The organism is Fictibacillus barbaricus, from assembly GCF_031457135.1.
Taxonomy (GTDB): Bacteria; Bacillota; Bacilli; order Bacillales; family Fictibacillaceae; genus Fictibacillus; species Fictibacillus barbaricus_A.
Map to the genome: position 1 here is coordinate 18419 of NZ_JAVDWA010000003.1, position 12436 is coordinate 30854.

A 12436-nucleotide genomic window follows, 5' to 3' on the forward strand; every position below is an offset into this window, starting at 1 on the left:
TTCGTGCCATGAAAAATTTTCAACAATTATAGATAAGAATTGTCTTGAAAGAAAAGGGGAAATGACAAATGAAGCACCTCGTTTTACTTGGCGGAGGATATGGAAATATGCGTGTGTTAAAGAGGCTTCTAAATTCCTCAGACCTCCCAGAAGATATTCAGCTTACACTGATTGACCGTGTACCATATCATTGTTTAAAAACAGAATACTATGCATTAGCTGCAGGTACTATTTCTGACCATCATGTACGTGTATCTTTTCCTGATCACCCACGCTTGTCCATTAAGTATGGTGAAGTTACAGGCATTGATGTAAATGAAAAGAAAGTTCTATTAAAAGATCAAGATTCTGTTCACTATGATGATCTTGTTATCGGCTTAGGCTGTGAAGATAAATATCATAATGTTCCAGGCGCTGATCAATTTACATTGAGTATCCAAACCATTGATAAATCTAGACAGACGTATCAAATTCTGAATAACTTGCATGCAAATGCAGTAGTAGCAGTTGTTGGTGCAGGACTTTCTGGAGTTGAGCTTGCTTCTGAGCTCCGTGAGAGCCGTCCGGATTTATGTATTAAATTATTTGACCGCGGAGATATGATTCTCTCTGCTTACAAGAAAAGATTGAGCAACTATGTCCAAAACTGGTTTGAAGAGCATGGTGTTGAAGTCATCAACAACTCCAACGTAACAAAAGTTGAAGAAGGCGCTCTTTACAACCATGATGAAAAAGTGGCATGCGATGCGATTGTTTGGACTGCCGGCATCCAGCCTAGTCATATTGTTCGAGCTATTGATACTGAAAAAGACAGCCAGGGCCGAGTTGTGCTTAGCGAGCATCATCACCTTCCATCAAATGAACATGTTTATGTTGTTGGAGATTGTGCAAGTCTCCCTTATGCTCCAAGCGCACAGCTTGCTGAGGAGCAGGCAGAGCAGATTTCACAAGTTTTGTTAGCACGCTGGAATGAACAGCCGCTTCCTGAAATGCATGAAATTAAGCTAAAAGGCGTTATGGGATCATTAGGAAAGAAAAGCGGATTCGGTACAATGGGCAGCACTGCACTAATCGGCCGTGTACCAAGATTATTGAAATCAGGAATCTTATGGCTCTATAAATATCAAGTGTAATGTGAAAGGTGATTCGGCTTATAGCTGGGTCACCTTTTACGAGTTTAGTTAGAAGCGAACGGTTCGTGGTTATTTTTACAAAAGTCTTGGAATATTACGAAAAAGTGTGGGATTGTGCTAAGAAATTCTAGGAATTACAAAAAAAGTCTGGCTATCCGTTCAATAATTCTGGAAATAGCATTTTCAACACTGAAATAACGCAGTTCGCATCAACAAAAATACGTTTTCCATAAAAAAGAGCCTTGCGCGCTGCAAGGCTTTCAGATGAAACCGAACCGTCCATTTAAGTTGACCTATATGAAACTGGAGAATCAGATATCGATATGATTACCACCAAGGGCGGTATGGACGAAAACGTCGGATTCGGAAAAATGGAAAACCGAAAACGCCAAAGCCAGGAACAAATGGTGCTACAAAAATAATTCGGCTGCTGCGTTCTTCCATTTCACCGGCCATGATTAAATACATATTGTTGTTATCATAGCTGTGAAGCTGCCCATGATACTCGTTGCCATCATTCAGCTCGATCGTTACGTTCTGTCCCATGTACATTTCGCAAAGATCATGATAATGCTTATGATGACATCCACAATGGGATGAAGATTCCTCTTTAGACATTTTACCTTTCAAAGGGTTGAACAATTTTATTTGCCTCCTTTTAATTCCATACATCATATTCCGGTATGAATATGGAGGCATGTGTACAAACCCAAAACAAAAAAAATAGGCGCTTAACTTACAGCGCCATATCCGTTCTGTTCAATTATGCTATAGATGGTTTTTAAATTCGGGTTACCTTCTGCTGCAATCTCCCCATTAATAACAACTACAGGGTAAAAAAGGTCTTCTTCCATGATTCTTGCTGAAAATAATTGATCTTCTTCATGATCAGGCTTTTCCATATCTATATAAAGTACTTGAAACAGACGATCCGGATACTTTCTGGATATTGCTGCTTCCAGCCATTCAGCTGTTTCTTTGGCAGATGGCAAATGCACACAGCTTGCACACTTTTGCTCTGCTCCGTATACTTTGATAATAAGAGAATTTTGCACAAGAAATCACCTCTATCGATGCGTTTATTTGCTTACATCATACCTTATTTCTCTGAAAAGAAAAAGAAGAAAATATCATGATGCTTGCTCATGGATTTTTTATTCCATATCCCGTATACTAAAGATAAGTTCTTTTTATGAAAGGAGCCTGATAGTTATGGCTGAAACTCAAAACTTAGAGATGCGTGAACAAGTAGAAGAAGTTCTAGATAAATTACGCCCGTTCCTACTACGTGATGGTGGAGACGTGGAATTAGTGGATATTGAAGAAGGCGTTGTAAAAGTACGTCTAATGGGAGCTTGCGGAAGCTGCCCTAGTTCTACAATTACACTAAAAGCTGGTATTGAACGTGCACTTCTTGAAGAAGTACCTGGCGTTGTTGAATTAGAACAAGTATTTTAAAGAAAGAAAAGCTGACTCCTCGGAGCCGGCTTTTTTTTTTGCATTTTTTTACGCTCGATTTTACGGTACGTGGTCTTTTATTTTTACAGTTTTACTCATAGAAAATCGATTTTTGCTCATAGAAATGAGTTTTTACTCTTAGAATTTCACTTTTTGCTCATAGAACCCTTCGTTTTACACATAGCACTAACATTTTTGCTCATAGAGGCAATGACAGCACCTGATTTCATCCATATCTTGTCTCGCAAGTAAGGATTTTTTATAAAATGATTAAAAGCTGCCTCATTATAGTGGATTCCACCTTGAGACAGCTTAACTTTGCATTCTTTTATGACATCAAGTGAACGAGCAAGGCTTTTTGTGCATGCAGTCTGTTTTCTGCCTCTGGGAAAACAACGGAATGAGTCCCATCGATGATTTCTGCAGTAACTTCTTCCCCTCGGTGTGCCGGCAGACAGTGCATGAAGATGAAATCCTTTTTCGCATGAGAAACAAGCTCCTCGTTCACTTGGAACGATTCAAAATGAGACATTCTTTCCTCTGCCTCACTCTCCTGCCCCATGCTCGCCCATACATCGGTGTAGATGACGTCACTTCCTTTAATACCTTCGACTGGATCATTCGTGACAGTAATGACGGCACCTGTCTGTTTCGCAATTTGCTGTGCGTATGAAACAATTGATTCCTTTGGCTCGTACTTCTCTGGAGCAATGATTGTGCAGTCCATTCCAACTTTTGCAGCACCAATCATCAATGAATGAGCCATATTGTTTCCGTCTCCGATATACGTGAGCTTTTTACCTTTAAAAGAGCTTTTATATTCTAAAATCGTTAATAAGTCGGCAAGAATTTGACAAGGGTGATACTCGTCTGTCAGCCCATTAATGACTGGGATGGAACTGTTTGATGCCAGCTCTTCTACGGTTGACTGGTGGAACGTGCGGATCATGATGCCATCCAAATAGCCTGATAAAACTTTTGCCGTATCTGAAATGGATTCCCCTCTGCCCATCTGAATGTCTCGCGTACTTAAATGGATTGCATGACCGCCTAGTTGGAGCATTGCTGCCTCAAATGACACTCGCGTACGGGTTGAAGATTTTTCAAAAATCATCCCTAATATCTTTCCTTTTAATAACGGCGGCGTGGCTGGTCCTTGCTTCTTTAATTCTTTCGCTAAATTTAATAAATCGATAATCTCATTCGTTGAGTAATCCATTAACGTGAGAAGATCTTTTTTAGTTTTCGTTGTGAGTAAGGGGTGTGCAATTGACATCAGATCAACACTTCCTTTCTTTTATTTTTTATGTGCAGAGCGGCTTGTAAAAAGCTTTGTGCCGTTTCTTGTCTGCTCCAAACATGAATTCTTTCAAGGACTACATGTTTAGCCTTTGAACTGTCGGTTTCTGCTTCAAAATTCATATAAGCGATTTTTTCATCTGACTTTAACCATACTTCAAAAGGCATATCTTCTTTCGTTACGATGCTGTATCCTAATTGGCTCCAGTTTTTCGCTTCTGTTTTTGCCGCTTCTCCTTCAGCAAAAATAGTTCCTTTGAATTTCCAAAGATTATTCAGCTGCAATGTTGATCCTTTTAAAGCCTTAACAAGTGCTTCTGTATAATCTATATCTGTACCAATCGCTTCACCCGTTGAAGTCATCATCGGACATAATACAGGCGAGACCCCAGGCAGCTTAATCGTAGAATAAACAGGCGCTTTTACGGTAATGAACGGCTGTCCGTTATGCTCTTGTTCCAGCTTCAATTGGCTTAATGGTGTTCCGAGCAGTAATTCAGTTGCTTTTTGGACAAGATTGACATTCGTGATTTTGCTCATGATCGGAGCTGTACGAGAAGCTCGCGGATTCACTTCGATCACATACACATCTTCATCTTTTATTGCAAATTGGATGTTGAATAACCCTTTGTATTTCATGTTCACGGCGATTTTTTTAGATAGAGCTATTAATTGATCCTGAATACGATTTGAAAGAGTCTGAGGAGGCGTGACGGTTAAGCTGTCTCCTGAATGGACTCCTGTGCCTTCGATATGTTCAAAGATTCCAGGGATGAAGATCTCTTCTCCATCTGTCAGAACATCTACTTCTGCTTCTATGCCTTGTAAAAATGTATCAATTAAAATCGGATAGCTCACTAGCTCGTTTTGTAAAAAGGCAGCTAATTCTCGGTAAGAATTAAATACTTTCATCCCGCTTCCGCCGATTACGTAAGACGGGCGAACGAGTACAGGTAATCCTAGCTTTTCTGCAAACTTTTTTGTTTCCTCTTCATTATGAGCAGTGAAGCCTGCCAGTTTAGGGATGCTGATTTTATCTAAAAATTGATAAAAACGATCTCTGTCCTCCATTTGGTCGACTGTATCGGCAGGGCTTCCTAAAACTTGTATACCTGCCTCTTCTAATTCTTTTGCTAAGTTGATGGAAGTCTGTCCGCCAAACTGAAGAATCACTTCAGAGATGCCTTCGAATTGCAAAACATGATATATGTCCTCAAACGTTAACGGTTCAAAGTATAAGGAATCCGAAACTTCATAATCGGTACTTACTGTTTCTGGGTTGTTGTTGATGAGTATGGCTTCACGGCCCATTTTGTTTAAAGCTAATGCACTATGAACACAGCAGTAATCAAATTCGACTCCCTGCCCAATACGGATTGGTCCTGAGCCAACGACTGCAACTTTTTTCTTTTCTGCTGGTTTCTTATCGCTTTCTCCTGTCCAGCTGGAATAAAAATAGGTTGTTTTTGCTTCAAATTCTGCTGCACACGTGTCGACCATTTTATAGGATGGGACGATATTCAGTTCTTCTCTTTTGCTGCGGACTTGCTGTTTCGAAACCGACCATATTCCTGAAAGATACTGATCGGAAAAGCCGAATTTCTTGGCAAGCTGCAGCTGCGGCTCTTCTATTGTTTCTAAACTTAATTTTGTCAGTGTCTGATCGAGCTGTACCATTTGGTTAAACACAGATAAAAAGTATGGTGTGATTTTGGTAATCTCATGAATTTTATCTGTGGAAACACCGCGTCTCAAAAGTTCGAGCACAACAAAAAAACGGCGGTCATCTGCTTCAGCAGCTAATTCGTATAAAACATCTTCCTCAACGGATGTCAGCTCTTTTAAGTACATTCCGTTCGTTTTCAGTTCGAGTGACCGGATTGCCTTTTGGAACGCAGATGCCATGTTTCGCTCTAGCGCCATGACTTCTCCTGTTGCTTTCATCTGTGTGCCTAGCTTTCGGTCTGCTTGATGAAATTTATCAAACGGCCAGCGCGGCATTTTGACAGCAACATAATCCAAAGCAGGTTCAAAGCTCGCAAATGTAGTTCCAGTCACGGGATTTTTCAGTTCGTGCAGATTGTATCCAAGTGCCAGCTTTGCTGCAATTTTAGCGATTGGATATCCCGTTGCTTTAGAAGCCAGTGCTGATGAACGGCTGACACGCGGATTCACTTCAATCAAATAATATTCGGAATTATGAGGATGAAGAGCAAACTGGATGTTGCATCCTCCTACAATTTCGAGTGCATTAATAATCGTTAGTGATGCTTTTCTTAAAGATTGGTATTCATCATCTGTAAGCGTCTGGCTCGGAGCAACAACGACGGAATCCCCAGTATGGACTCCGACCGGATCCACGTTCTCCATATTACAAACCGTAATACATGTTCCGTTCTCATCACGCATGACTTCATATTCAATTTCCTTATAGCCTGCAATGCTTTTTTCAATTAAGCACTGCTTGATCGGACTAGCTGATAGTCCTTGTTTTACAAGAGTTGAAAGGTCCTGCTTCGTTTTTGCAATACCGCCTCCAAAACCACCGAGCGTAAAGGCTGGACGGACGATTACGGGATAGCCTGTTTCTTCAGCAAAAACAAGTGCATCATGAACAGAGAAAACAATTTCACTCTCTGGAACAGGTTCGTTTAATTCGTGCATCAGTGAACGGAATGCATCACGATCTTCTGCTTTTTGGATGGAATGTATATCTGTTCCGAGCAGTCTCACGTTATATTTTTTCAATATGTCTGCTTCATCCAGGTCCATTGCTAAGTTCAGTCCTGTTTGACCGCCAACCGTTGCTAGAAGTCCGTCTGGCTTTTCTTGTTTGATGATTTGTTCGGCATATTCAACCGTTAATGGTTCAAAGTAAATTTCATCAGCAAACGTTTTGTCTGTCATGATCGTCGCTGGGTTGTTGTTGATTAATACAACTTCCATTCCTTCTTCTTTTAATGCTTTGCATGCCTGGGTTCCTGAATAATCAAACTCAGCTGCCTGCCCGATTACGATAGGACCAGAACCGATTACGAGTACTTTTTTTATATCTTGTTGTTTAGGCATAACTTCTCACCTTCTCTTTATGCTGTACGGTTTTAATGAAATCTTGGAAAATTTGAGCGTGTTCTTGCGGCCCAGGCGCTGCCTCCGGGTGGAATTGCACGCTGGAAATCTCGTATTGGCTGTGTACTAGACCCTCGACACTTTTGTCATTCACGTTTTCAAACCAAATGTTAAAGCCTGTAGATTTTAAACTTTCTTTTTTTACGACATAGCTATGATTTTGCGAGCTCATGGATACTTTGCCTGTTTTCACATTCATGACGGGGTGATTCGCTCCTCGATGACCGAATTTGAGTTTCATCGTTTCACCGCCAAAAGCCAATGCCAATATTTGATGGCCAAGACAAATGCCGAGAACCGGATAGCGTGTCGCAATGTTTTTATAACGATGAAAATAACTCGAGAATCTCATCGGATCACCCGCACCATTTGAAAAAACAAAACCATCTGGATTCAGCTTTTCAATGTCAGACATCTCTGTATCAAATGGAACAACTGTGACTGAACATCCTTCGTTTACAAGTGAATTAACGATTGATTTTTTATAGCCGAAATCGATGAGCACGATATGCATGTCTCCAGTTCCTGCTTTTTTGACAGCAGTTCTTGGCCAGCACTCTTCTAGCTGGAAGGAATCTGCAGTAATGCTTTCTGTATGCATAACGGCAGGTACTGAGCCTTCTTTTCGAATCTGCTGAATAAGTGCTCGTGTATCCACATTCGTTAGAGCAGGAATCTGTTTTTCATTTAAATACGCTACGAGTGAATGTCGATCCCCTTCTAATTGAAAAGGAAAGCACTCTGCCATGATGACGCCAGAAACTTGAATCTTGGCAGATTCCATACTTTCCGGCTGAAAACCATAATTCCCGATAAACGGATATGAAAACACAACGATTTGACCTTGGTAGGAAGGGTCTGTCAATACCTGCTCATACCCAGTCATACCTGTATAAAACACAACTTCTCCTGCACTATATTGATTGTCTCCTAGCCATTCTCCCGCAAAGGAATTTCCGTTCGTTAAGGTAATACAGCCTTTCATATCTGATTCCTCTCCTTGTATAAAACATTAATCCGTTTGTATTTTTATTCATTTATACGTATAAAAAATAAGGATTATTCGTCCTTTGTTTTAAGAACTCGTATGAAATTGTTCAAACATTTGTTTAAGAATTTCTGCTGCCATTTGTAACTCTTCTTCTGAAACCGTTAATGGCGGCAGCAAACGTATGACGTTCTCTCCTGCTGGAACCGTTAGCAACCCATGCTCCTCCAGCCACTCTACGTAACTGACAACAGGCGTTTCGCACTCGATTCCAATCAGTAATCCTTTTCCTCTGATTTCTTTTACGAGGGGATGATTTTGCAGTGAATCAGCTAATGTCTCCATAAATTGTTTTCCTTTTTCTTCGACTTCACTTAAAAATGCATCTTGGAAAATAACATCGAGAACGGACTGGCTTACCGCACATGCTAACGGACTTCCTCCGAATGTAGTGCCATGACTTCCTGGTCCAAAAGCATCTTTGCATTTAGCCTTCCCTAACATAGCCCCGATCGGAAAACCGTTTCCCAACCCTTTAGCAAGTGTAATAATGTCAGGATTCAGATTAAAATGCTCAAAAGCATATCTCTTTCCGGTTCTGCCGATGCCTGTTTGAACTTCATCAATGATGAGTAGAATATCTTGTTCATCACAAATTTTCTTAACGGCTTCATAGAAAGGAGCATCTGCTATTCGCAGACCGCCTTCGCCTTGGAAGACTTCCATCATGATCGCTGCTGTTTGTTCATCGATTGCTTTCATTAGCTCTTCTACGTCATTCCATGGAACATGGACGAATTCTGACACAAGAGGACCGTAGCCTTCTTTGATCTTTTGCTGGCCAGTCGCTGACATTCCGCCAAATGTTCGGCCATGAAAGGAATTCTCAAAGGTGATGATTTTGTTTTTTCCTGTATACTTTTTAGCTAGTTTAATAGCGGCTTCATTCGCTTCAGCACCACTGCTGCAAAAAAACGCAAGGTCTAGCGGACTGTCTTTCACGAGTGTTTCGGCTAGTTTCTCTTGTTGTTCAATTTGAAACAAGTTAGAAGTATGCCATATTTTTTCGCTCTGTTCCTTTATCGCTGAAACCACCTCTGGATGACAATGACCTAGGTTCGTAACTGCGATTCCGCTCGTAAAGTCCAAATAACGTTGGTTGTTTTCATCAAATACAACGGTTCCGTTTCCTTTTACAAGCTGAAACTTCTTTCTTTTATAGGTTGGGAATAACGCACTCATGCTGTTAATACCTCCTTCAACACTCGTGTACCTGTAAGGGTCTGATCTGTAATGACCACTTCCTCAATATTGAGATCAAGGCATTTCATGGCTGCTTCTACTTTCGGCACCATTCCGCCATAAATTTGTCCATCATTCATGCCATCTTTAATTTCAGATATGCTCAATTGATTCGCCCGCTGTCCTTTTATTTGAATCCCGGTTGTGTCAGTAACAAAACAAACAGAAACAGCGGAAAGTGCTGATGCTACTTCAGCTGCAGCTGTATCAGCATTAATGTTTACTTCATCACCATCCACAGTGATCCCTAATGAAGCGATAACAGGTACTTTTCCATTTTCTAAATCGTTCTTGATTATGGCAGTGTCCACTTTTTTAACTTTGCCGACAAAACCGTATTTCTTTTTATCTAAGTATTCACATTGAATCAATTGATTTTCTGATCCGCATAAACCTACTGATTGAATGTCTGATTTTCTAAGCCGTTCTACGAGATTTGCATTTGTTGTCGTTTTAAGAGCTGCCTTTACACATTTCAGCGTCTCTTGTGTCGTAACGCGAATTCCATCTTTCATTTCAACTGGAAGACCTTTTTCCTGAAGTTTCTTATTGATTTCAGGGCCTCCGCCATGAACGATCACCATTTTTTCTCCGTTTTGCAGGCGTGTTTGTAAACTCTTAAAAAAAGTATCTTGCAAGTTTGCTAATGTGCTTCCTCCGATTTTAATCACATGAACCAATTTCCCCACATCCTTTTACGTCCGGTAGCTGGCATTAATCTGAACATAATCATACGTTAAGTCACAGCCCCAAGCTCTTCCGCTTCCAATGCCTTCCGATAATAAAACGGTGATATGAATTTCCTGTCCTTTTAAATAATTCCGAACCTCTTCTTCAGAAAAAGGAACTGGCTCTCCATCAACAACGACTTCACTATCACCAATCAAAATTCTCATTTGATCCGGATCGAATGATACTCCGCTATAACCAGCAGCACATAAAATTCTTCCCCAGTTTGCGTCACAGCCGAACACAGCCGTTTTTACAAGAGGTGATCCGACAACCGTTTTTGCTATCACTCTAGCATCTTTATCTGTCAGTGCTCCTTCAACGTTTACCTCGATAAGCTTGCTTGCTCCTTCACCATCCTTGGCGATGAGTTTGCCTAAATCCTCACAAACCATGACAAGCGCGTCTAAAAAAAGTTCCCATTCGGGATGATTTTTGTTCAGTTCTTCATTTTCAGCCATTCCATTTGCAAGCATGAGCACCATATCATTTGTAGAGGTATCACCATCAACAGTAATGCAGTTGAACGTTCGGTCTACGGCATAGGAAAGTGCTGAGTGGAGGTCGCTTTGATTGATATTTGCGTCTGATGTAATAAATCCGAGCATCGTCGCCATGTTTGGATGAATCATGCCAGACCCTTTTGCAGTACCTGCAATCGTGATGTCTTTATCCTTAATTTTCAGTGTGTATGCTGTATTTTTGGATACCGTATCCGTCGTTAAAATCGATTGTGAAAAATCAATAGAACCTTTTATTTCGTCATCAAGAACAAGGTCTTTGATGCCTGCTGATATTTTTTCAATCGGAAGGTGTTCTCCGATGACACCTGTTGATGCAACGCCAACAAAATGAGAAGGGATGCCAAGTTTTTGAGCCGTTTCGAGCTGCATTTGTTTCGCGTCTTGCAGACCTTTTTTACCCGTACACGCATTGGCATTTCCAGAATTGACGATTATCGCCTGCAGTTTTCCTTCTTGTTTAATGTTTTCTTGTGTAACTTTTAAAGGTGCAGCTTGCACTCTGTTCGTCGTGTAAACACCAGCGGCATCCGCGGGTACTAAACTGTATAACAAACCTAAATCGAGTTTCTTATGCTTAATTCCGCAATGCAGTCCGCTCGCATAATAGCCTTTTGGTGTGGCAATGTTTATTCCTGTTATCTTGTGTATAGATGGTTTTACTGCTTGCATGCATCTTGCCTCCTTGTTTTTAAGGGAACAATGGTGATTGGCTGAGTCCCTCTGTTTCATCAAAATCAAATATGACATTCATATTCTGCACTGCTTGACCTGCAGCTCCTTTTACTAAATTGTCGATCACAGATACGACAGTGATTCGTTTTGTCCGTTCATCAATACCAAATGTAAGATCACAATAGTTTGATCCGTATACTTGTTTGGTGAATAAGTCTGCCTTTTCTTTGAATATACGAATAAATGGCTTGTTCCCGTAACATTCATGAAGGACTTCGCTTACGTCGGACGATTGAATATCTTTTGATAAATCTGCATATATCGTTGCCATAATGCCTCTAGTCATCGGAATAAGGTGTGTATTGAAGGTGATGTTCGTTTCAACATTCGCAAGCGTTTGTATAGTCTGCTCGATTTCTGGAATATGCTGATGTTTGTTCATTTTGTAAATACTCATACTATCGTTTGCTTTTGCGAAATGAGAAGCTTTCTGCGGTGTTGCTCCAGCTCCTGACATTCCGCTTTTTGCATCTATGATCAGTGAATCAGCATGTATAAGACCCTCTTTTAATAACGGCAATACTGCAAGCAAAGTAGCTGTCGGATAACATCCGGGATTCGCTATAAATCCAGCTTGTTGAATCTCGTGTTTGTTCCATTCTGTTAAACCGTACACGGCTTCATTAACGAGTAAAGAATTTGGAGCTTCTTTTCCGTACCATTTTTGATAGGCGTCAGCATTCTTTAATCGGTAATCTCCAGCTAGATCGATCACTTTCATTTTCCGTTCAATATAGGGTGGAAGCAGTTTTGTGGATACTCCGCTTGGAGCTGAGCTAAACAAGATATCCAGTTTATCTGATTCAAGCTGCTCTAAAGAACGAAGCTGATCTGTATAACCGTATATATGCTGTGCGTCTTCAGAAAGTAAAGTTCCTTCTTTGGAGGATGAATAGAGAAACACTTGCTTAATCTCCGGATGCCCAGATAATAACCGGAATAACTCCAATCCACCATATCCGGTTACTCCAATAATTCCTGCTCTCAATTCCTATCACTCCTTTAATAAGTTATGGTTCATTATAGGACTGTATAAAAATTAATTCAATAGTATATTTATAAAATTTTATTATTTTTTGAAAATTGTCTAGAATGAAGGTTATCGTAAATAGAAGGAGAATGCGGGAGTGTCGAATTTTGAA

At 40.5% G+C, this 12436-nt stretch carries 11 protein-coding genes; 2 read left to right on the plus strand and 9 right to left on the minus strand.

Going from position 1 to position 12436, the window contains the following annotated elements:
• Positions 1-68: 68 nt before the first annotated feature.
• Positions 69-1133, plus strand: a complete 1065-nt coding sequence (locus J2X07_RS09235) for an NAD(P)/FAD-dependent oxidoreductase (protein ID WP_310258239.1) — start codon at positions 69-71, stop codon at positions 1131-1133.
• Between the two features lie 327 nt (positions 1134-1460).
• Here J2X07_RS09235 and J2X07_RS09240 read toward each other — a convergent pair whose 3' ends face one another.
• Positions 1461-1775: an LSM domain-containing protein gene (locus J2X07_RS09240; protein WP_310258241.1), complete on the minus strand. Its 315-nt coding sequence runs from the start codon at positions 1773-1775 to the stop codon at positions 1461-1463.
• Positions 1776-1864: 89 nt separating this feature from the next.
• Complete coding sequence (locus J2X07_RS09245) at positions 1865-2188, minus strand: YuzD family protein (RefSeq protein ID WP_310258242.1); 324 nt, start codon at positions 2186-2188, stop codon at positions 1865-1867.
• Between the two features lie 157 nt (positions 2189-2345).
• Between J2X07_RS09245 and J2X07_RS09250 the strand changes: the two genes are divergently transcribed.
• Positions 2346-2591: a NifU family protein gene (locus J2X07_RS09250; protein WP_066238880.1), complete on the plus strand. Its 246-nt coding sequence runs from the start codon at positions 2346-2348 to the stop codon at positions 2589-2591.
• 328 nt (positions 2592-2919) lie between these two features.
• Here J2X07_RS09250 and argF read toward each other — a convergent pair whose 3' ends face one another.
• The 7 genes from argF to argC form a co-directional block, all read right to left on the minus strand.
• Entirely contained in the window at positions 2920-3867 is a 948-nt protein-coding gene (gene argF / locus J2X07_RS09255) for an ornithine carbamoyltransferase (protein WP_310258244.1), read from the minus strand.
• Positions 3867-6959, minus strand: coding sequence for a carbamoyl phosphate synthase large subunit (locus tag J2X07_RS09260; RefSeq protein ID WP_310258246.1), 3093 nt, complete (start codon positions 6957-6959; stop codon positions 3867-3869). The genes argF and J2X07_RS09260 overlap by 1 nt, the downstream gene beginning before the upstream one ends.
• Positions 6952-8004, minus strand: coding sequence for a carbamoyl phosphate synthase small subunit (locus J2X07_RS09265; protein WP_310258248.1), 1053 nt, complete (start codon positions 8002-8004; stop codon positions 6952-6954). Before J2X07_RS09265 ends, J2X07_RS09260 begins: the two co-directional genes overlap by 8 nt.
• 90 nt (positions 8005-8094) lie before the next feature.
• Positions 8095-9249, minus strand: coding sequence for an acetylornithine transaminase (locus J2X07_RS09270; protein ID WP_310258250.1), 1155 nt, complete (start codon positions 9247-9249; stop codon positions 8095-8097).
• Positions 9246-9980, minus strand: coding sequence for an acetylglutamate kinase (argB, locus tag J2X07_RS09275; protein WP_310259021.1), 735 nt, complete (start codon positions 9978-9980; stop codon positions 9246-9248). The genes J2X07_RS09270 and argB overlap by 4 nt, the downstream gene beginning before the upstream one ends.
• Positions 9981-10004: 24 nt before the next feature.
• Positions 10005-11231 carry a bifunctional ornithine acetyltransferase/N-acetylglutamate synthase gene (gene argJ, locus J2X07_RS09280; RefSeq protein WP_310258252.1) on the minus strand — a complete coding sequence of 409 codons (1227 nt, stop codon included), beginning with the start codon at positions 11229-11231 and terminating at the stop codon, positions 10005-10007.
• A gap of 19 nt (positions 11232-11250) precedes the next feature.
• Positions 11251-12282, minus strand: a complete 1032-nt coding sequence (gene argC, locus J2X07_RS09285; protein WP_310258254.1) for an N-acetyl-gamma-glutamyl-phosphate reductase — start codon at positions 12280-12282, stop codon at positions 11251-11253.
• Positions 12283-12436: the final 154 nt, after the last annotated feature.